Source organism: Mesorhizobium caraganae, assembly GCF_016836705.1.
GTDB lineage: Bacteria > Pseudomonadota > Alphaproteobacteria > Rhizobiales > Rhizobiaceae > Mesorhizobium > Mesorhizobium caraganae.
Genome location: NZ_JAFCGY010000008.1, coordinates 170,764 through 190,839, shown reverse-complemented (window position 1 = coordinate 190,839; position 20,076 = coordinate 170,764). Strand labels below are relative to the sequence as shown.

Below are 20,076 nucleotides of genomic sequence, written 5' to 3'. Positions count from 1 at the left end.
CCTCGCAATCATTTTCCGCTTGCCCAATGCGAAGGGCCAACCGTGCTGCTGGCGGGAGGCATCGGGATCACCCCGATCCTGGCAATGGCGCGCGCCCTGGAGCGGCAGGGCAGGCCGTACGAACTGCATTACTTCACCCGCAGCCGAGCACTCATGCCTTTGTTGTCGGTCATCGAGCAGGAGCTCGACCGTAGCACTGTGTGGCTGCATTTTGACGACGAACCTGAGACCCGGCAGGATCTTGAATCCTTGCTATCTACGCGTTCCTCCGACGCACAGCTCTATTAAACGGCAGCCTACATTCACGGCAAGGCCGACGAGTGGCTAAGGGCGTCGGGGGCGTTGAAAACATGGGGCGCACAGAGCCGTCCCTGCAATTGTCGGCGGGGCAGCATCAGGCTGGAACCTGTCGGATGGGCGACAGGCCGGATGTCTCCGTCACCAATGCTTTCGGGAGGGTTTGGGGACATGAGAACCTGTTTGTCTGCGATGGCTCACTCCATCCCACGAACGGCGGCTATAACCCGGTTCTTACGATCATGGCGCTCGCATTTCGCAACGCCACCCACATTGCAAAGACAATCTGAATAGTGAGAAAAATCGATCGAACAGGTGTCGGTATCGTCAAGTACGGAAACTCTGCGGCAAATCTCGATGCTCGCCTAGATGAATTTCCCCAAGGAGGATCGCGTCAAGCTGCACAGCATCAACCCGATCGAGCGGCTCAACGGTAAGATCAAGCGGTGCACAGAGGTCGTCCGTCCGCAACGACGACGTTATCATCCACCTCGTCGGGGAGCATTACTGCTTCGACCAGAATGACGAATGGGCCGTCCAGCATGCCCACTACAAGACGGTTGAGACGATCAGCCGGATGAGTGGTGATCCGGTCGTCAGCCTGCCGGCCGTGCCATGCTGATTAATCCGGCCCAGTGCCGGAGAGCACGAGGACCAATGCCGTCAGCCACACCACGTCAGTGGGCACGATCACAGCATAGTCGTGCAGAAATGAACTTCGCGCTGCACACATGGTTCGGGTGTCTTGAGGTCGGTGAGATCGAACGGCATTTGGCGTCGACCGGATGAAGCCGAAACGCTAATTTGGAAAGGCTGTTAAAGTCATGGCTGCACCCATGTTCACGATGCGACCCGCGAGGTGGTATATAGTGAGGGCTTGTGGTCAGAGCCCGACAATCCAGGCCAAAACTTTACGCCCCCAAAACAAAGGACGCACCGTGTATATACCAACCCACTTCGACGAACCGAATGTCGGCGTCCTTCACCAACTGATTGAGGGTCATCCTCTTGGCATTCTATTCACTGTTGGGAAAAACGGTATGGACGCAAATCACATCCCCTTTCTGCTTGATCCCGAACAAGGATCCTTGGGGGCGCTTCACTCCCATGTCGCGCGGGCGAATCCTGTCTGGCAGGAGGTCGCTGACAGCGATGAGGTGCTTGTCGTGTTCCGAGCCGCTGATGCCTATATCACGCCCACCTGGTATCCGAGCAAGCTTGAGACGCGACGGCAGGTGCCTACATGGAACTACATGGTCGCTCACGCTTTCGGGAAGGTGAGGGTCCACGATGATGAGCGCTATGTACGCGGTATGGTAGCGCGCTTGACGCGCTTGCACGAAGCACCCCGAGAAGTGCCATGGAAAATGACCCATGCTCCGCGAGACTATATCGATGCGTTGGTAAAGGAAATCGTCGGACTAGAGATTGAAATCACGAAGCTGATTGGCAAGTCAAAACTCGGACAGGATGATAGCGCAAGCGATATGCGTGGGGCTGGAGCCGGTCTCAGAGCCCAAGGCGATGTTTTCATTGGCGATGCCATGATTGCCCGGGCAGAGGGCAATACGCAGACCTAAAGGAGGACTCTACACTGGAGTGTTCAGTCCTGTCGGGAATAACGATTGCCGTAGCAATGGCGCTTCTTGGAGCAAATATTAGGAAGGCCAAACTGGTCGTCTGGCCTTCCCTGCTTTATTCCAACGTCAGCGGGCAGTGTACCGTTATACTGCTCAGTTCAGCTGCTTTGAGATATGTTGGCCAGTCTGGGCACCTGAATTGGGAAAGGTCCCTGTCGCAACGACGGCATGTGCACCGTCACCGAGCAAAGCGATCGAGAGCAGGACAACACCCCAGAAGAACGGGTATTCCCAGCCGCCCCCGGTACTGCTGAATTCCCAGCCATTGCCCGAATGCGCCCATGTTGCTCCGAGCAGCACGACGGCAGCGGCCACTGCGGCAAGCCGAGGTTTTATGCCGACGATCAGCATCAAGCCCGAACTGACCTCGACAAACAGAATAAGCCAAGCCACCGGGCCTGGAAGACCGAGGGACCGGAAGAATTCCACCGTCGCCGGCATCGTTAGCACAAAGACCTTCAGATAGAGCGAGTGTGCGAGCAACGCGATGCCAGTCAAAATTCGAAGCATCAAAATTCCGTAAGGTGCCGTTTTCATATCGATCATAACGTCTCCCGTCTATCTGCTTAGCTGTTAGCATAAGGTTGAGGTCGGACCTTAGCCTGTGCTACTTTGCAAAGCCAATTTGATATTATGGGTTTTGAGACTGCACAAATGCACAGGTGGGATTGGAACGACTTGAAATACGTGCTGGCGGTGGCTGAGCATAAAACGTTGGCGGCCGCTGGACGCGCAATGCGGGTCAACCACACGACGGTCCTGCGGCGCATCAATGCGTTTGAACATAACTATGGCTTGCGGCTGTTCGAACGGCTTCCGAGTGGTTATGCGTTGACTGAGGCTGGGGACGAACTTCTGAAATCTGCTCGGGAGATGCAGGACATTGTAAGCCGGCTTGAGGGAACTCTGACAGGTAAGGATCTTCGGCTAGAGGGCAATCTCCGCGTGACTACCTGTGATACACTTATGGGATCGGTTCTTCCTGAGATTCTGGCTGGATTCAGCCGGCTCTATCCCGGAATAACGCTTGAGCTGACGACTGGAAGCTTCGTTACGGACCTTGCCCAGCGCGATGCCCACGTCGCCATTCGCACAGCTGATGATGTGCCGGAGTCATTGATCGGGAAGCGAACAGCAGACGTAGCTTTCGCAATCTATGCAAGCCCGCAGCTCATCGAGCAGAACGGGGCGGCCCATCCTGAACGCATCAGGCGGTGGGTTGTGCCAGATATCACGTTGGGAGGGATGGCAGTATCACGTTGGCAAAGAAAGCACATACCGGAGGCTGCAATTGCGATGCGGGCCGATTCACTTGTGTCTCTGCAACGCGCAGCTCTAGCCGGTCTCGGCTTCGCCATTCTCCCTTGCTATCTCGGAAGCTCAGACGCAAGGCTAACGAAGATCGAATACTCTGAGCTCGGTTCCATACGGACTGGCCTTTGGGTTTTGACCCACGAGGACCTGCGCCGAACAGCTCGGGTCAACGCCTTCACCGGTTACGCGTCCAGAGAATTGCAAAGGCTTGGCTCATTTTTCCTGGGCAGGGCGCTCACGTATAACACTCTGTCCCCGATGTGAACCGCAGGAGCTTGCTGGAGCACATGGCCTGCGACACAAAATTCCGATCAATCAAAAAAGATCGTAAACGCACATATCAGCATACTAAGGATAATAATGATACATGCCGCGCTAGTAGCCGACATTGGCGCCGGGGTCGAAAATATCAACTGAGTGCGCCCAAATGAATGACGCGCAGATTTTTTTCCATTTGAAATCATTTGGTATGGTGAACTCCTCTTTTTCGCTAGAAAAGCAGGCTTGCGATCGATCTTCCAGGCTACCAAGGATCCTCTCGAAAGTTGGCGCGAACGCGAGTATCACTGTCCTCCCAGCCGTTATTCCGAGGACAATTTCCGCCACCAGTACGCCGGCCCGAGCGCCGCCACTCGTTGCGCCGAAAAGCCCTTGGCCGTCGGGGTGAATGGATCAGCATTTTTTATCATCCCTTCACCGCAGCCGAAGTCAGGCTACGGCCAGTCGCAGCCCAGGGCAAGCGCGCGACCTTGAGCTCCATATCAAACGACCCGAAGCGATCATGGGTTCAACCAGACCAATTAAACCTCGGGTGTGCTTGCCTTGATGGGTTGCTCCACGCGCGCCTCCCATTCTGTCGCCAGCACCGAATACGATCAGCTGGCCGTCGCAGGCTGGGAATTCACCGTGTGTCCCTCACATAACCGCGCACCCGCAACGTGGTCAATTCGTAGACTTTTTCGCCGGGTGGGCTTCATTAGGGGCGCCGACCGTATTGTGCAAGAGCTTGTCAGTTAGTGCCGCAAGGACCCCACCGAGCACGGGCGCCACACAATATAGCCAGAGTTGGGCAAGCGGTTCGCCACCTCCAAGCAACGCAGGTCCGAAGCTCCGCGCCGGGTTCATTGACCCGCCGCTCACTTTCATGAAGGTGATGAGCAATACGGCCACTGCCAAACCAACTGCCACAGCTCCGATCGATGTACCCGTGCGTTCGGCAGTTACGGCTAGAACGATGAGTGAGAGAACGAACGTGGCGAACGTTTCTGCAATGAAAGCGGACGTTGTGGAGTAACTCGCGCCCCAGCCCGTTTGTGCCAATGAAAGCAGCGCGAAATTCGCTCCTCCCGTCTTGCCATGGAGAAGAGCCTCAACTAGCGCTGCGCCTGCCAAGCCACCGAGGAACTGGGCCACCAGGTAATATGGAACTTCCCGCGCGGGAAACCTTCCCGCTGTCCATAGGCAGATAGTGATGGCCGGATTGATATGGCACCCGGAGATCGGGCCTATCGCATAGACCAAGGCAGCAACCGCGAAGCCGGATGCGCTCGCGATCGTCAAAGTTGCGGCCGCTTGAGACGGTCCATAATCTGGAATGATGATCGCGCCACATATCAAGGTTACCAATATCGCGGTACCCAGAAACTCGGCAGCGATTTTCTGACGCCTCATTATCTGTTCCTTATCCCTAGGTCGCAGCGCAAGAATGCGGATTATCCGAACGTCTCATCGAGGGCGGCTTTGATATCGGTGATGAGGTCCTCGGGGTCTTCGAGACCGATCGAAAGACGCAGGTGCCCGTACTTCTGGAAGTCGGGCGGATAGCGATCCGAGCCGCCGCGGCCGCTGCCGCCCACATGCACGATCAGGCTCTCGTCGTGGCCAAGCGAGACGGCCGAGGTGATCACCTTCAGATTGGCGACGAAGCGATTTTGTGTATCGGGATCGCCTTCGAGCGCGAAGGCCATCACCGCGCCATAGCCCTTGCCGGCGAACTGCCTTTTTGCCACCTGGTGCTGGTCATGGCTCTCAAGGCCTGGGTAGGTGACATAGGCGATGCGCCTGTCGGCAGCGAGGGACTGGGCGACAAGTTCCGCGGTGGAGAACTGCTGTTTTAGCCTAAGCGGCAGCGTGACCGAGCCGCGCATGATCAGCCAGGCGTTGAAGGGTGAGATCGTTCCACCCAGATCGACCAGGGCATCCGCCTTGACGTGATGGACGAGCTCCTTGGAGCCGATGACGACGCCGCCCATCGCATCACCATGGCCGTTGATGTACTTGGTCAAGGAATGGATGACGAGATCGGCGCCCAAGGCCAGCGGCCGGAAGAAGGGCGGAGGGGTGAAGGTAGAGTCGACCGACAACAGCGCGCCGGCTTGCTTGGCGATCGAGACCAGCGTTGCGATATCGGCGACCTTGGTGGTCGGATTGGCGATCGTCTCGGTATGGATCAACCTGGTGTTCGGCCGCACGGCGGCTCTCACCGCGTCCATGTCCCCCATGTCGACGAATGTCGCCTCGATCTGGTAGCGCTGCGGCAGGAGTTCTGCAAACAGGCGCCAGACGGCTTCGTAGGTGACATCGCCGACGATCACATGATCGCCGGTCTTCAGGAAGGTGAAGAACACGGCATGAAGGGCGGCCACGCCGGTCGCAAAAACGGCAGCATCCTCGCCGCCCTCGAGTGCTGCCAGCTTGCGCTGCAGGCAGATCTGGTTGTGGCCCGAATTGCGCGTGTAGGAGGGGTTCTCCGTATCCGACCAATCCTTCATTGATGGGTCGTAGGGAAGGACATAGGAATTGGCCATGACGATCGGCGTGCGAATGGCGCCGGACGTTGTGTCGATCTCATTACCCCCATGGACCGATAGGGTATCAAAAGACAAACTGGACAGCTGATGCTTGTTGGGTCGTGACATATGGGCACCTCTCGGCTTGGCGGTTGTCCGCGACTGCTATGCTGCCTGGCGAGCAAGAACGCCCAACGCCGTTGTGATCAGCCGAGCTATCGTGAACGCTCCGATGTCGTCCACGTCGCGCTCGGGCATGAACTCGACGAAGTCCATCGCAGCGATTTTTCCCTTGGATGCTGCGCCCTTGATGAGGTCGACAGCCTGGTAGTAGCTGAGACCTCCGGGAGCCCGGCCGATTACACCTGGCACCAGAGATGGGTCGAGGGCGTCGGCATCGATACAGATGATGATATTGCTGCCTTCCGGAATGAGATCGACGACCGCTCCGATCCCGTGCTTGTGAAGCTCGTAGGCAGTGATGAATTTCACCCCCCAGGCCACGGCGTCCTGATGATCGCTGGTCGCCGCGGATCCGATCCCGCGGGCCCCGACCTGAATGATCCGCTCTATGTGAGGCATCTCGGAGGCGCGTCTCATCGTGGAGGAAAGACCAAGGCGCTCGCCCATGTGAACTTCACGCCAGTCAATGTGCGCATCGATCTGTAGGATTGTATATTTCTTCCCTGCTGCGGCCGCGCCAATTGCGTCAAGCATGGGAATCGGAACGGAATCGTCGCCTCCGAGAAGGACTGGTATAGCACCTTTTGAAAGGACCTTCGAAACCGCGTCGGCAATCTTCGCTCGGTTGCTGGCACTGTCGGCTTCGTCAAAAGCGAGATTTCCGCAATCGACTGGGCGTTTGCCGCGGCTGGGAAACACGGGCCCCCCGTGATCGAAGTCGTGACGGTCAACATTGGCCGTCAGGGAGCCGGTGGCACGCCGCAACGCATCGGGCCCGTTGCGGCAGTATGCTCCAACGGACGCGTAAGGCGTCGCGCAAGGCGCACCGATCAGCGCAATGGGCGCAGCCAGATGATCGAGATCAGGACATTCTTCGAGACCGAGGAAAGTCTTCGCCCCCGTCGTAGCACCATACAATGCGCCGAGATCGGGTTTTGGATTCATAGCTGGAGCTCCTTAAGCCAGGTGAACTTGACGCTGTGTCGGATGGGACAGTCGATGCTTGCGCAGGCGGGGCCTAGCTGCTTCTGGGATCGAGATAACCGGCCCACCGTCGTTGAACGAAATGGAAGATCGTCACAAGAACCAGCGTAATGGTCAGATAAATCGCGGCAGCGGTTACGTAAGGCTCGAACTGGATGTAGTAGTCCAGCGTGATCCTGCGGGCGACACCCGTGATCTCAAGCAGGGTCACGGTGCTGGCCAAAGACGTTGCCTGCAAAACCATGATCATCTCATTGCCATAGAGCGGCAATGATCGCGTCAGCATTGCTGGGATCAGTATCCGGCGCGCCTGCGCCCAGTGCGACAAACCATAAGCGCGGGCCGCCTCGATTTCTCCAACTGGAATATGCCTTAGCCCACCGGCAAATATCTCTGTGCTGTAGGCCGTCGTGTTCAAAACATAAGCAATCAGCACGCAGACGATCGGGCTCGACAGCCAGGGCCAGAGGATACTCGTCCTGATGAGACCGAATTGGGCCAAGCCAAAATAGATTAGAAAAAGCTGCACCAGCAACGGTGTCCCGCGAAACACCAGGGTGTAGATCGTAACTGCATAGCGAAGAGCGCGAACCTTGCTGTTGCGGACAAACGCCAGCGAAACCGCCAGCGGAAAAGAAATCAGCAACGCGCCAAACGCCAGAAACAATGTCAGCTTGGCCCCTTCCGCATATAGGGGGAGGTTCTCACCGATTATTCCCCAATTCATGATGCCAGCTCCCTGATCCCAATCTCATAGCGGCGCGCCACGACGGTCAGAAAAGCAAATGAGATCAAAGTGACCAAAAAGTAGAATGCCGCAGCAACAAGAAAAAATGTGAACGGCTTGCTGGTCGCCTCCGCCGCCACTCTTGCGCGAAACATAACGTCCTGCAGGCCAATGAGAGACGCCAATGCAGTGGCCTTGGCCAAGACGAGCCAGTTGTTGGTGAAACCTGGGAGCGCGAGGCGAATGAGTTGCGGAATTATGATCGCCACAAGAATACGGGGACGCGTCAAGCCATACGCGACTGCTGCTTCGATCTGCCCCTTTGGGATGTTAAGGAGAGCAGTCCTGAAGGTCTCCGTCATATACGCGCCGAAGATCAGGCCAAGGGTTGCGATAGCTGCGATGATCGGCGGAAACTCAATGTGAGTGTCCCAACCCACAGCGTCCGCCCACTGGTTCAGCAGGGCGGGCAGGCTGTAGTAGACTAGCAACATGATGACCAGATCCGGGATACCACGGATCACGAACGTATAGATGCCAGCAGCGGAACGAAGCGCCCTGCTGTCTGACAGCTTTGCAAACGCAGTGGCCAGGCCGATGATTGTGGCCACCACGAGCGATGACAACGCCAGCAGCAGGGTAAGAGACCCCGCTGCCAGAATTGTCAAAGTGAAATCAAAAGTCATATTCGATCACTTGCCGAAGTACTTTACCATCAGAGCATTCAGCGTTCCGTCCTTGCGGATCACGGCCAAGCCCTTGTTGACGTCCTCAACCAGCTTGGTGTTCTTCTTGTTGATGGCGATCGCTACGCCCTCTCCGAATTCCTTGGCGTCCTTGCCGGTGAGCTGCGGACCCACCAACTCGAATCCCATGCCGGAGTCTCCGTTGAGAAAGCCATGGGCGATCTGAGCCTGGTAGCCGAGAACAAGGTCCGCACGACCTGATGACAATTCGAGGAAGGGAGCACTGCCGGAGTCGTAACGTTTGATTTGGGCCTGGGGGATGTGGTTGGTGACATAGGCATCCATCGGCGTGCCCGTCTGTACGGCAATCGTTTTTCCAGCCAGCCCCTCGGGAGTGAAGTCGAAAGTCGCCCCCTTCTTTGCCACGAAGCGGAAGATTGGATGATCGTAGATATCGCTGAACGCGAACGTCTGTCGGCGCTTTTCAGTCACGGTGAGTTGGGAGACGAGAGCGTCATACTTGCCGGAAACGAGACCCGGGAACATGCCGTCCCAGGCAGCATTGAAGATGTTGCAATCAAGAGCTGCCGCCTTGCAGATGGCCTCCATCATGTCGACGTCGAACCCTACAAGCTTGCCGCTTGAGTCGATGGACTCGAACGGCGGAAAAGTCGCGTCAGTGGCGATGTTGAGCTTCTCGGCGTGAGCTGAAGACAAGGCCAGAGACGAAAGCGCGAAAATGCAGATGGTTTTCAGGTGCCGGTTCATATTGTTCCTCCACTTTGCTTTGATTTTTCAAATATCCGGCGTTCCGAGAAACGTCGAATTCGCTCGAGCACCAGTCAGTGCTTAAGGCGCCCCGCCAGAAACTGCTGCAGGCGCGGACTGGTGGCTGCATCAAAGATGGCCTCCGGTGCATCCTCTTCTTCAACGCGCCCTTGGTGCAGAAACATCACGCGGCTGGATGCATGCCGGGCGAAACCCATTTCGTGAGTAACAACAATCATGGTCCGCCCTTCTTCGGCCAGGGCCTGCATCACGCGCAGCACCTCGCCAACGAGCTCAGGGTCGAGCGCCGATGTCGGCTCATCGAAGAGCATGACGTCGGGCTCGACGCTCAACGCCCGCGCGATGGCGACACGTTGCTGCTGGCCTCCAGAGAGATGGGCCGGGTATTTTTCCAGAACGTCCTTGCCCAATCCGACTTTGGCAAGGTTGGCCTTGGCGCGGTCACACGCGTCTTTTCTGGAGATCCCGAGGACGCTGATTGGCGCCTCAATGACATTGGACAGAACAGACATGTGGGACCAGAGGCAGAAGTTCTGGAACACCATGGCAAGCTTGCTGCGCATCCGGCGAAGCTGGTCAGGATCCGTCGACCTGAGCATCCCGTCCCGATCTCGGCGGGTTGCAAGCACAACCCCGTCCAAAGCGACCTGACCTGCATGGGGCCGCTCCAGAAAATTAATACATCGCAGGAGCGTGCTCTTACCTGACCCACTTGCTCCAATGATACTTATAACATCTCCAGCAGTCGCATTGAGGGATATGCCCTTGAGGACTTCGTGGTTGCCGTAAGATTTATGAATATCGGTAACGCTTAGCTTCATAGCGTGGTCCGCTTCTCCCAGATGGCTGCCGTCGCCACTTTTTTATTTGGCTATCATCTAATGGGCGGACCGCTTACGGCGCAAATGACGAATCTTCAGCCAACACATGACATGGCATCATGAGTCGATTGCGGGATTTCCGGAGATAGCGTGCAATGGGGCCATACATATGATGCCGCATCAGCGATCGAGCCAATTTGAGCCCAGACTCGCAACCGCTCATCCGGTTATTGCAGTACGGCTAACCGAGAGGCTTTTCTGTCATTCAGCACGAAATGAAATGGCTACGGCTTTCATCGCTCCGCACCCTTGAGGTGTGGCAGATCGATCGCGGTGCTTTCCCAGAGGGCCTGACCGGGTAATCTGCTTGGAGCGATGTCACGCTCGAGTGGTGGGGCACAACGACAGGGGCTGCCTTGGCTTTGCCGTTCACGCTATAGGACGTTGTCGATTGTCGATTGTCGATCGAAGCAAGCGAGAAGCCAACGCAAAAAGAGCCTGACAGCAGATCTCTTCAGGCTTCGATCAGTCGAGATGACGTGCCACGCGCCAAAAATGTCGATCGAGATTGAGAATGGCTTGACGAGGATATTGCGCTTCAAGTCTTGACCGGCCAGCGTATCGCTCACGAGAGCTACTCCGGCCCCCTGTACTGCCAGGTCGATGGCCATGCCAAGGTCGCTGCAATACAAGTGACGGGCCTGCTGATCGGCATCCGGAAGGCCGGTGTCGGAGAACCATCGCCTCCATTCAGAACCGTCATCCCAATGCAGCAGCAGAGCTTTGCACAGGTCCGCCGGCTTCACGATTGGCGCCCCGATTACGTCAATCAAACGCGGACTGCAAACTGGAGCGACGTTGACCTGGGCCAAGAGGGCGGACCATTTCCCCGGCCACCCGCCGGGACCGAATGCAACGCCGATGTCGATGTCCTTTAGTTCGTGGACGCGATGATTTTCAGCCAGCGTGATGTGGCATTCGATCGTTGGATGATCCTTGCAGAAATCCCCGAGGTTCTTCGCAAGCCAAGTGTTCCCGAACATCGGCGGGCACGCGATATCGAGCCGCCCTCCTCCGTCTTCCAAATCCGATAGCCGCGTTGCGGTGGTCGAGATGTCTTGGAGCGCCCCGGAAACGGCCTTCGCAAAGATCTTTCCAGCATCGCTCAACACCAAACCACGTCCGGCTTTCACAAAAAGGGAGCAGGCCAAGGCCGCTTCCAACCGCCGAATCTGATGGCTGACAGCGCTGTCGGTGAGGTTCAGTTCATTCGCTGCCTTCGTCAGGCTTTGATGTCGGGCGGCGGCTTCGAACGTTCTAAGCGTTGGAAGCGGCAGGTTGCGCAGGTTCTTCATCTTCGCCTTCGTTTGCGCGCTTTGCCACATCTAAGGCATTTGTGATCTCATCGCCTGCAAATGGCATTTCAGCACGACCCCCTTCCGCCCTTGAACAAACGCTTCAGAGCCCTATTCGCAACCGCGTTCGTTGTAGTTCTGCCACCGCCATGATGAAGCGAAGCTCCTCAGTCCCGCAATTGAGATAGGCGTGTCTATCCTCGGTTCGCGCCAGCACCGAGGAGCCAGGTTGGATCACAAGGTCCGTGTCGGCCAGCTTCAATGTGAGTTGCCCCCGTTCCACGTTGATAAGTTCCAACGTACCTGGTGAGTGCCCAGGCGATTCGAACGTTTCATCCGGGAACATTGTCCATTGCCAAAGCTCTATCATGTCTGGACCATGAGTTCCCACTAGCAGCGTAGCACTCCCCCCTTAGGACCTCGCCACAATATGGAAGCATCATGCGGCTGTACGATCCGGGCTGGCACACTTGGCGCCACGTTCACAAAGTCCGCTACCGAAACCCCGAGAGCAGCCGCGGTTCTGCAAAGAGTGGCGATGCTCGGATTGGTTTCAAGCAGAGCCATTGTGCCAATCGGCCACTCTGCAGGACATAACATAGGCGATGCGCGCAGTCCCCATGATATCGCAAGCCGTGACGGACGGCGATAGGCGCCGCTCCTCGTAACTGGCCTCGGCTGCGTCGCGAAGGCGTCGATGTCTCCTGATTGCTTGAATCGCGGTCTGCTCGAGATCTCGCTTCGGAAGATTCTCCGTTAAGCCGATCACCCGGCCTTAAGGTGACGTGCTCGGACTTGAAACATCATCCCCGGAGCGCGCCCTTGAACAACCGCTATCTGCGTACCTTCAGCTCTGGGGCGCAGTTGGCCATTCATCGGCACTGGAATCGACATGGCGCTTCCCGAGAGCTCGACGCTGGCTACGCAGGACACTGCGTCGGATGCGGCGCGGCGGAATTTCGTGGAAAGCTTCAGCCGTGTCGCCGAGCAAACGATCAACCGAAATCTCAACTTCAGCCCAGGCTCGAGATCCGCCTGGCTACAAGTTCAACATCCTGGTTGACTAGGACATGATATTTCCAGGGGCATACCGAGACTGGGCTCAATTGTCAGCAAGCAACGTTTAGCTTCTCGGCCGAAAAATCGATGCCGTCTTCCTCTTTTATGTTTCTGTCAATATCTGCTTGTATTATTATTTAATAAGATATGGCAACCGGCCTCGCTTATAGTGCTCGATAACCAGCTGACTTTTCAAGGGTGGAACCGCGCGACCGGCGCAGTTTCTGCGCTCACAAATTCGGCATGAGATACCGATGGGATCGAACGACCCACGATTCCCAACTCCCATGGCGTCCCCATAGACGAACTGATCTGCGTAAGAAATCTCGCAGCCGAGCGCGAGCGCAAAGTATTGGCGGGGCGAATGAAACCCGCGACCGCCCTTCGTGATCTGTGTTGCAATACAGAGGTATCGGACGCCGTCGGGTGTCTCGGCGAGCTGGCGGATAATCTGTCCCGGTGCCTCGAACGCTTGGTGTGCGTTCCAAAGCGGACAGGCGGCACCAAAGCGGGCGAATTGTAGCTTCGCCGCACTATGTCGTTTGGTAATGTTGCCGGCACGGTCAATGCGCGCGAAGAAGATCGGGATCCCCTTTTGGCCTGGTCTTTGCAACGTGGAAAGCCTGTGACAGATCTGCTCGAGACTTGCTCCAAACCTGACCGATAGCAAATCAAGATCGTGACGCACTTCACGTGCTGCTCCCATGAACTTGCTATACGGGAGAATGAGCGCGCCAGCAAAATAATTATGAAGACCGATGCGACAGATCTCGGTTGCTTCGCTGGTACGAAAGGCTGCGTTGTCCAATATCTGGTCGATGACTGCACCCGCCGCAAGCTGCGCAATCTGCAGCGCAATCTGGAAATCACGAGTTGCCGGAGCGAGATAGGGACTGAGTGTCAGAACCCGCTGTCGTTCGTCGAAGTTCCGCATGAGATCTTCGTTATCAACTGCTCGGCTGATGCGGACTTGAAACGTATTTTCGAGGTGAGACGCTAGAGCTGTGTGTGAGTCCTGATCGCTAATTCCGATCTCGCCAGCGAGTTTTTCAGCCATCACGTCAATTTCGTGGATGTAGTTGTCCATGAAATGAAAGAAGTCACGGACCTCCTCATAGGGGGTGTGCTCCACGACAGCCGAGGCACGGCCGAGTGTGTCGTCGAGGCTCGCCAAGCGCTCGGAATTGTGCCGATAGGCTTGATGGGCGGTAATCAATGCATGGGCGACGCCGGGCGCATTGTGCACGACCAATTTGAGTTCCTGAAGGTTGGGGCTGAATGAACCAAACAACGAATCCTTAAGCACCTCCGCCAGTGCCGACAGTAATCGATCGCCCTCGGCGCCCGAAAGGTCGGAAATATCTATCTTGAACTTGTCTGCGAGGGCAAGCAGCACTGCAGCTGATACCGGCCTCTGATTGCTCTCGATCTGATTGAGATAGCTTACGGATATCCCAAGTCGCTCGGCAAACTGGGCCTGAGTTGCCTGGTTGGCAAGCCGCAGATCACGCACCTTTCGTCCGATATAAAGCTTTCCTATCGCCATTTCACAATTTCACAAAACGCAAACTCTAATTTTGTGGTTTGCACATGTTCACATCCTCAACCGTGTTGCAAGTGAAGAGCCGCGTGTATGGCATGTCAGGATCAAGAGGCGAGGATTATGCGCGCAATACTGGACCAACTCGAGATTCGGCGGCAAGCTGCCCGGCTTGGTGGTGGGGAAACACGAATCTCAAGCCAACACTTCAAGGGCAAGCTCACCGCGCGCGAGCGTCTCGACGTTCTTCTCGACGAGGGCTCGTTCGAGGAATACGACATGTACGTGACCCATCGCTGCACCGATTTCGGCATGGCTGAGAACAAGGTGCCGGGTGACGGCGTGGTGACTGGCTGGGGCACGATCAACGGGCGCCTGGTTTACGTTTTCTCCCAAGATTTCACCGTGCTCGGCGGCTCGCTATCGGAAACGCATGCGCAGAAGATCTGCAAAATCATGGATATGGCCGTGCGGAACGGCGCTCCGGTGATTGGCCTGAATGACAGCGGTGGTGCGCGCATCCAGGAAGGCGTCGACTCGCTTGCTGGTTATGCCGAGGTTTTCCGCCGCAATGTCGAAGCCTCTGGCGTCATTCCGCAAATCTCGGTGATTATGGGGCCTTGCGCCGGTGGCGCCGTCTATTCGCCGGCCATGACCGACTTCATCTTCATGGTTCGCGGTTCCTCCTACATGTTCGTCACTGGGCCGGATGTGGTGAAAACCGTCACCAACGAGATCGTATCGGCCGAGGACCTGGGCGGTGCCAGGACCCATACGACCAAATCCTCTGTGGCCGATGGCGCCTTCGACAACGATATCGAGGCGCTGCTTAAAATCCGCGATCTCTTCGATTTCCTGCCGCTCAATAACAGAGAGAAGCCGCCGGTCCGACCCTTCTTCGACAATCCGGATCGTCTTGAACAGCGGCTCGACACCCTGATCCCTGACAGCGCCAACAAGCCCTATGATATGCGCGAACTGATCCTGGCCATTGCCGACGAAGGCGAGTTCTACGAAATCTCCGAGGCCTTCGCGCGCAACATCCTCACCGGCTTCATCCGGGTGGAGGGCCGAACGGTCGGCGTCGTTGCCAACCAGCCGATGGTGCTCGCCGGCTGCCTCGATATCGACTCGTCCCGCAAGGGAGCCAAATTCGTCCGCTTCTGCGATGCCTTCAACATCCCGATACTGACGCTTGTCGACGTACCTGGGTTCCTGCCTGGTACGGCGCAGGAATATAACGGCATCATCAAGCAGGGCGCCAAGCTACTCTTCGCCTATTCACAGGCCACCGTGCCGATGGTGACGCTCATCACCCGCAAGGCGTATGGCGGTGCCTACGACGTAATGGCCTCCAAGCATATAGGCGCGGACGTGAACTATGCCTGGCCGACGGCCGAGATCGCCGTCATGGGTGCCAAGGGCGCGACCGAAATCCTCTATCGCTCGGAACTGGGCGATCCAGCAAAAATCGCCGAACGCACGAAGGCTTATGAGGCGCGCTTTGCCAATCCGTTTGTCGCTGCCGAGCGCGGCTTCATCGACGAGGTCATCATGCCGCATTCCTCTCGCAAGCGCCTCGCACGCGCCTTCGCCATGCTTCGCACCAAAAGCCAAGAACGTCACTGGCGCAAGCACGATACGATGCCGCTCTGAAGTCGAGACTTAGATGACGATCAAGAAAATCCTAATCGCCAATCGCGGTGAAATTGCCTGCCGTGTGATCCGCACCGCCCGCAAGATGGGGATTGCGACCGTGGCGGTTTATTCTGATGCCGATCGCGAGGCCATGCATGTCAAACTCGCTGACGAGGCGGTGCATATCGGGCCTACACCGTCCGCCCAATCCTATCTCGTGATTGATAAGATCATTGAGGCGACCAGGCGGACTGGTGCGGATGCTGTTCATCCCGGCTACGGCTTCCTGTCGGAAAACCGTGCTTTTGCCGAAAGGATGGAGCAGGAAAACCTGACCTTCATCGGCCCGCCAGTCGGCGCGATCGATGCGATGGGCGACAAGATCACCTCCAAGAAACTCGCGGCCAGAGCCAATGTCTCGACTGTGCCCGGCTACATGGGCCTAATCGCCGACGCCGACGAGGCGGCGAAGATCTCCGGCGAGATCGGTTATCCCGTGATGATCAAGGCATCGGCCGGTGGCGGCGGCAAGGGCATGCGCATCGCCTGGAACGAGGCCGAGGCGCGCGAGGGCTTCCAGTCGTCGAAAAACGAGGCGAAGAACTCCTTCGGCGACGACCGCATCTTCATCGAGAAATTCGTCGACCAGCCACGCCATATCGAAATCCAGGTTCTGGGCGACAAGCATGGGAATGTCATCTATCTCGGCGAGCGCGAATGCTCGATCCAGCGCCGCAACCAGAAGGTCATCGAGGAGGCGCCCTCCTCCTTTCTGGACGAGACGACGCGGCGCGCCATGGGTGAGCAGGCGGTCGCGCTTGCGAAAGCCGTGGGCTATCACTCCGCCGGCACCGTGGAGTTCATCGTTGACGGCAATCGGAAGTTCTACTTTCTCGAGATGAACACCCGCCTTCAAGTCGAGCATCCGGTCACCGAACTGGTCACCGGCGTCGATCTGGTCGAGGAGATGATTCGGGTGGCGAACAGCGAACGCCTGAGCCTGACCCAAGCCGATGTCAAGCTGAAGGGCTGGGCGATCGAGAGTCGTCTGTATGCCGAGGATCCCTATCGCAGTTTTCTGCCCTCCATCGGCCGTCTGACCCGCTACCGTCCGCCGCAGGAGGGGTTCCTGCCCGACGGTACGATCACCCGCAACGACACGGGCGTGTTCGAGGGCGGCGAAATCTCGATGTATTACGACCCGATGATCGCCAAGCTCTGCACTTGGGCGCCAACCCGCAGCGCGGCAATCGAGGCCATGGGCCGGGCACTCGACGATTTCCAGGTCGAGGGCATCGGCCACAACCTGCCCTTCCTTTCCGCCGTCATGGGCCATCCGCGCTTCCATTCCGGCAACATCACCACCGCCTTCATCGCCGAGGAATGGCCGGAGGGCTTCCAGGGCGTCGAGCCGGACGAGGACCAGGCGCGCATGCTGGCCGCTGTGGCTGCCTTCGCCCATCTCACCGACGAAACGCGCAAGGCGGGGATCTTGGGCGCGCTCGCCAACCATCCCCGCAAGCTCGGTTCAACTTGCGTCGTCGCCGCCGGCAAACATTCTTGGACCATAGGCGCGACGCTATCGGAGGGCCGATTGACGGTCGATTTCGAAAACGACGTCAGCATGGAGGTCTCCTCCAACTGGAGGCCTGGCGACGAGCATGGGCGCTTCCTAGTCAACGGCCAGTCGCTCGGGATCAAGCTCGCCAAGGCTTCCACCGGCTGGCGCCTTCGCTTCCGCGGCGTCGACCTCGTCCACCGGGTGATGACGCCACGCGTTTACGAGCTTTCGCAGTTCATGCCGGTCAAGCAGGCCGCCGATACGTCCAAACAACTCATCTGCCCCATGCCGGGCGTAATCACCCAGGTGCTGGTCAAAGCTGGTGACACTGTCCAGGCCGGGCAGGCGCTTGCCACTGTGGAGGCGATGAAGATGGAGAACGTGCTGAAGGCCGAACGCAAGGCCGTGGTCAAGATGGTCAAGGCCGCGCCGGGGCAGTCGCTGGCCGTTGACGAAGTCATCATGGAGTTCGAATGATGAACGACACGACCCTTAAGGACTGGCGGGCCCTCGCTGAGAAGGAACTGAAGGCCTCTCCAGACAAGCTGAACTGGGAAACGCCGGAAGGCATTACGCTCAAGCCCCTCTATACGGCCGAGGACCTTGCGGACGTAGATCATCTTGGTTCGTTACCCGGCTTCGAGCCATTTGTGCGCGGCCCGCGCGCGACGATGTACACCGGCCGTCCCTGGACGATCCGCCAGTATGCCGGTTTTTCGACAGCCGAAGCCTCGAACGCCTTCTATCGCAAAGCGCTTGCCGCCGGCCAGCAGGGCGTTTCGGTCGCTTTCGACCTTGCCACTCATCGCGGTTATGACAGCGATCACCCGCGTGTCGAAGGCGATGTCGGTAAGGCAGGTGTGGCGATCGATTCTGTCGAGGACATGAAAATCCTGTTTGACGGCCTTCCGCTGGGAAAGATCTCCGTCTCGATGACCATGAACGGTGCGGTGATCCCGATCCTCGCCAATTTCATTGTCGCCGCAGAGGAGCAGCGCGTCTCGCGCGTCGATCTCTCGGGCACCATCCAGAATGACGTCCTCAAAGAGTTTATGGTGCGCAACACCTATATCTACCCGCCGGAACCCTCAATGCGGATCGTTGCGGATATCATCGAGTACACGGCGAAGGAAATGCCGAAGTTCAACTCGATCTCCATTTCCGGCTATCACATGCAGGAGGCCGGCGCCACACTGGTACAGGAACTCGCCTTCACGCTCGCCGACGGTCGCGAATACGTGCGCGCGGCGGTGAAGAAGGGCCTCGACGTCGACGAGTTTGGCGGCCGCCTCTCCTTCTTCTTCGCCATCGGCATGAACTTCTTCATGGAGGCAGCCAAACTGCGGGCGGCGCGCCTTCTGTGGTCGCGCATCATGTCGGAGTTCAATCCCAAGAAGGCGTCTTCGACGATGCTGCGAACCCATTGCCAGACCTCCGGTGTTTCGCTGCAGGAGCAGGATCCCTACAACAACATCACCCGCACCGCCTTCGAGGCTATGTCCGCCGTTCTTGGCGGCACGCAGTCGCTGCACACAAATTCCTTTGACGAGGCGATCGCCTTGCCGACGGAGTTTTCCGCCCGTATTGCCCGCAACACACAGTTGATCCTTCAGCACGAAACCGGTGTGACAAAGGTGGTCGATCCGCTGGCGGGTTCCTATTACGTCGAAAGCTTGACGAATGAACTTGCCGGAAAGGCCTGGGCGCTGATCGAGGAAATCGAGACTATGGGTGGCATGACGAAAGCCGTCAACGAGGGCCTGCCCAAACGCCTGATAGAAGCCGCCGCCGCCAGGCGACAGGCGGCAATCGACCGAAGCGAAGAGGTGATCGTTGGTGTCAACAGGTACCGGCTGGAAAACGAGGACGAGATCGATATTCTCGACATCGATAACACAGCCGTGCGTGCCTCTCAGATCAAGCGGATCGCTGAAACCAAGCGCCGACGAGACCCAAAGGTCGTCGAAGCGACGCTCGCGACCCTCACCGAGATAGCCAGAAGCAGCCGGGGTAACCTGCTCGCCGCGGCGGTAGAAGCCGCCCGGGCGCGCGCCACCGTCGGCGAGATTTCGGACGCCATGAGGGCGGCCTTCGGAGACCATTCGGCCACCCCGGAAGTTGTACACGGTGTCTACCGGGAGGCCTACGACAATGACCCGGAGATGAAGGTGCTTGCCGAACGGCTCGCCGACTATGCGAAGAAATCAGGCATCAAGCCGAAGATCATGGTCGCAAAGCTCGGCCAGGATGGTCACGATCGCGGCGCAAAGGTGATTGCGTCGGCCTTCGGCGACATTGGCTTCGACGTGCTTTCGGGGCCTCTGTTCCAAACGCCGGAGGAGGTCGCCGACATCGCCATCGAAGCCAACGTCGCCGTCGTAGGCGTTTCCTCGCTTGCCGCCGGTCATAAGACGCTCGTTACACAGTTGATCGGTGCTCTGAAAGCCAAGGGCGCGGATGAAATCATTGTGGTGGTCGGCGGAGTCATCCCGAAGCAGGACTATCAGTTTCTCCTTGACCACGGCGTGGCGGCTGTCTTCGGGCCGGCAACGAACACACTTTATGCCGCCCGCGCGGTACTCGATCTCATCGAAGGGAAACTGCGCAATGCATGACATTTTAACGTGGGTGTCGCGCTGGCGGTGTGAGATCTTGATAAAGCTGCCGCGCTATCGCGATAGGCTCGGTACCCG

At 57.7% G+C, this 20,076-nt stretch carries 19 protein-coding genes and 2 pseudogenes; 9 read left to right on the top strand and 12 right to left on the bottom strand.

Annotated elements, in window-relative coordinates:
* From JQK88_RS17485 to JQK88_RS17475, 4 genes and pseudogenes are all read left to right on the top strand, one after another.
* On the top strand, positions 1-288 hold a 288-nt coding region (locus JQK88_RS17485; protein WP_512699811.1), incomplete at its 5' end, for a ferredoxin reductase domain-containing protein.
* A gap of 62 nt (positions 289-350) precedes the next feature.
* Positions 351-587 (top strand): GMC family oxidoreductase, encoded by a 237-nt coding sequence (locus JQK88_RS17480; protein ID WP_203278943.1) that lies wholly within the window; start codon positions 351-353, stop codon positions 585-587.
* Positions 588-666: 79 nt separating this feature from the next.
* Positions 667-919 (top strand): annotated as a pseudogene (locus tag JQK88_RS36300) (transposase); the annotation flags it as partial.
* Between the two features lie 316 nt (positions 920-1,235).
* Entirely contained in the window at positions 1,236-1,877 is a 642-nt protein-coding gene (locus tag JQK88_RS17475) for an FMN-binding negative transcriptional regulator (protein ID WP_192255763.1), read from the top strand.
* A gap of 153 nt (positions 1,878-2,030) precedes the next feature.
* On the opposite strand, the gene JQK88_RS17470 is transcribed toward JQK88_RS17475, so the two are convergent.
* A complete protein-coding gene (locus tag JQK88_RS17470) occupies positions 2,031-2,483 on the bottom strand; it encodes a DoxX family protein (RefSeq protein WP_192255765.1) in 453 nt (150 codons plus the stop codon).
* Between the two features lie 132 nt (positions 2,484-2,615).
* Between JQK88_RS17470 and JQK88_RS17465 the strand changes: the two genes are divergently transcribed.
* Complete coding sequence (locus tag JQK88_RS17465) at positions 2,616-3,515, top strand: LysR family transcriptional regulator (RefSeq protein ID WP_203278938.1); 900 nt, start codon at positions 2,616-2,618, stop codon at positions 3,513-3,515.
* Between the two features lie 678 nt (positions 3,516-4,193).
* Here JQK88_RS17465 and JQK88_RS17460 read toward each other — a convergent pair.
* The 10 genes from JQK88_RS17460 to JQK88_RS37475 form a co-directional block, all read right to left on the bottom strand.
* Entirely contained in the window at positions 4,194-4,922 is a 729-nt protein-coding gene (locus JQK88_RS17460; protein WP_203278937.1) for an MIP/aquaporin family protein, read from the bottom strand.
* 41 nt (positions 4,923-4,963) lie between these two features.
* Positions 4,964-6,136 carry a trans-sulfuration enzyme family protein gene (locus JQK88_RS17455; RefSeq protein ID WP_246501719.1) on the bottom strand — a complete coding sequence of 391 codons (1,173 nt, stop codon included), beginning with the start codon at positions 6,134-6,136 and terminating at the stop codon, positions 4,964-4,966.
* Positions 6,137-6,205: 69 nt separating this feature from the next.
* The gene (locus tag JQK88_RS17450; RefSeq protein WP_192255773.1) at positions 6,206-7,168 is read right to left on the bottom strand and encodes an arginase family protein; all 963 of its coding nucleotides are present in this window, start codon (positions 7,166-7,168) and stop codon (positions 6,206-6,208) included.
* A 73-nt stretch (positions 7,169-7,241) separates the two neighbouring features.
* A complete protein-coding gene (locus JQK88_RS17445; RefSeq protein ID WP_192255775.1) occupies positions 7,242-7,934 on the bottom strand; it encodes an ABC transporter permease in 693 nt (230 codons plus the stop codon).
* Positions 7,931-8,620, bottom strand: coding sequence for an ABC transporter permease (locus JQK88_RS17440; RefSeq protein ID WP_203278936.1), 690 nt, complete (start codon positions 8,618-8,620; stop codon positions 7,931-7,933). Before JQK88_RS17440 ends, JQK88_RS17445 begins: the two co-directional genes overlap by 4 nt.
* Before the next feature lie 6 nt (positions 8,621-8,626).
* Positions 8,627-9,388, bottom strand: coding sequence for a transporter substrate-binding domain-containing protein (locus JQK88_RS17435; RefSeq protein ID WP_203278935.1), 762 nt, complete (start codon positions 9,386-9,388; stop codon positions 8,627-8,629).
* Between the two features lie 74 nt (positions 9,389-9,462).
* Positions 9,463-10,230 (bottom strand): ABC transporter ATP-binding protein, encoded by a 768-nt coding sequence (locus JQK88_RS17430; protein WP_192255781.1) that lies wholly within the window; start codon positions 10,228-10,230, stop codon positions 9,463-9,465.
* Between the two features lie 434 nt (positions 10,231-10,664).
* Positions 10,665-11,585 carry a LysR substrate-binding domain-containing protein gene (locus tag JQK88_RS17425; RefSeq protein WP_192255783.1) on the bottom strand — a complete coding sequence of 307 codons (921 nt, stop codon included), beginning with the start codon at positions 11,583-11,585 and terminating at the stop codon, positions 10,665-10,667.
* A gap of 103 nt (positions 11,586-11,688) precedes the next feature.
* Entirely contained in the window at positions 11,689-11,931 is a 243-nt protein-coding gene (locus tag JQK88_RS36295; protein ID WP_246501720.1) for a cupin domain-containing protein, read from the bottom strand.
* Positions 11,932-12,138: 207 nt separating this feature from the next.
* Entirely contained in the window at positions 12,139-12,354 is a 216-nt protein-coding gene (locus tag JQK88_RS37475) for a transcriptional repressor TraM (protein ID WP_192255785.1), read from the bottom strand.
* 71 nt (positions 12,355-12,425) lie between these two features.
* Between JQK88_RS37475 and JQK88_RS36290 the strand changes: the two are divergent.
* Positions 12,426-12,652: pseudogene (locus tag JQK88_RS36290) on the top strand (IncP-type conjugal transfer protein TrbI); the annotation flags it as partial.
* A 125-nt stretch (positions 12,653-12,777) separates the two neighbouring features.
* On the opposite strand, the gene JQK88_RS17410 reads toward JQK88_RS36290, so the two are convergent.
* Positions 12,778-14,190, bottom strand: a complete 1,413-nt coding sequence (locus tag JQK88_RS17410) for a helix-turn-helix domain-containing protein (RefSeq protein ID WP_192255787.1) — start codon at positions 14,188-14,190, stop codon at positions 12,778-12,780.
* A gap of 117 nt (positions 14,191-14,307) precedes the next feature.
* Between JQK88_RS17410 and JQK88_RS17405 the strand changes: the two genes are divergently transcribed.
* Genes JQK88_RS17405 through scpA form a run of 3 tightly spaced genes read left to right on the top strand, consistent with a single transcriptional unit; the run spans position 14,308 to position 19,998 of the window.
* Positions 14,308-15,840, top strand: coding sequence for an acyl-CoA carboxylase subunit beta (locus tag JQK88_RS17405; protein ID WP_192255789.1), 1,533 nt, complete (start codon positions 14,308-14,310; stop codon positions 15,838-15,840).
* Between the two features lie 13 nt (positions 15,841-15,853).
* Positions 15,854-17,860 carry an acetyl-CoA carboxylase biotin carboxylase subunit gene (locus JQK88_RS17400; RefSeq protein WP_192255791.1) on the top strand — a complete coding sequence of 669 codons (2,007 nt, stop codon included), beginning with the start codon at positions 15,854-15,856 and terminating at the stop codon, positions 17,858-17,860.
* Positions 17,860-19,998: a methylmalonyl-CoA mutase gene (gene scpA / locus JQK88_RS17395; RefSeq protein ID WP_192255793.1), complete on the top strand. Its 2,139-nt coding sequence runs from the start codon at positions 17,860-17,862 to the stop codon at positions 19,996-19,998. Before JQK88_RS17400 ends, scpA begins: the two co-directional genes overlap by 1 nt.
* The last annotated feature ends 78 nt before the right edge of the window (positions 19,999-20,076 follow it).

Bases quoted from the DNA above. Each gene is read 5' to 3' on its own strand.
- JQK88_RS17480 (WP_203278943.1), top strand. From the start codon at position 351: ATGGGGCGCACAGAGCCGTCCCTGCAATTGTCGGCGGGGCAGCATCAG.
- JQK88_RS17470 (WP_192255765.1), bottom strand. From the start codon at position 2,483: ATGATCGATATGAAAACGGCACCTTACGGAATTTTGATGCTTCGAATT.
- JQK88_RS17460 (WP_203278937.1), bottom strand. From the start codon at position 4,922: ATGAGGCGTCAGAAAATCGCTGCCGAGTTTCTGGGTACCGCGATATTG.
- JQK88_RS17450 (WP_192255773.1), bottom strand. From the start codon at position 7,168: ATGAATCCAAAACCCGATCTCGGCGCATTGTATGGTGCTACGACGGGG.
- JQK88_RS17445 (WP_192255775.1), bottom strand. From the start codon at position 7,934: ATGAATTGGGGAATAATCGGTGAGAACCTCCCCCTATATGCGGAAGGG.
- JQK88_RS17440 (WP_203278936.1), bottom strand. From the start codon at position 8,620: ATGACTTTTGATTTCACTTTGACAATTCTGGCAGCGGGGTCTCTTACC.
- JQK88_RS17435 (WP_203278935.1), bottom strand. From the start codon at position 9,388: ATGAACCGGCACCTGAAAACCATCTGCATTTTCGCGCTTTCGTCTCTG.
- JQK88_RS17430 (WP_192255781.1), bottom strand. From the start codon at position 10,230: ATGAAGCTAAGCGTTACCGATATTCATAAATCTTACGGCAACCACGAA.
- JQK88_RS17425 (WP_192255783.1), bottom strand. From the start codon at position 11,585: ATGAAGAACCTGCGCAACCTGCCGCTTCCAACGCTTAGAACGTTCGAA.
- JQK88_RS36295 (WP_246501720.1), bottom strand. From the start codon at position 11,931: ATGTTCCCGGATGAAACGTTCGAATCGCCTGGGCACTCACCAGGTACG.
- JQK88_RS17410 (WP_192255787.1), bottom strand. From the start codon at position 14,190: ATGGCGATAGGAAAGCTTTATATCGGACGAAAGGTGCGTGATCTGCGG.
- JQK88_RS17405 (WP_192255789.1), top strand. From the start codon at position 14,308: ATGCGCGCAATACTGGACCAACTCGAGATTCGGCGGCAAGCTGCCCGG.
- JQK88_RS17400 (WP_192255791.1), top strand. From the start codon at position 15,854: ATGACGATCAAGAAAATCCTAATCGCCAATCGCGGTGAAATTGCCTGC.
- scpA (WP_192255793.1), top strand. From the start codon at position 17,860: ATGAACGACACGACCCTTAAGGACTGGCGGGCCCTCGCTGAGAAGGAA.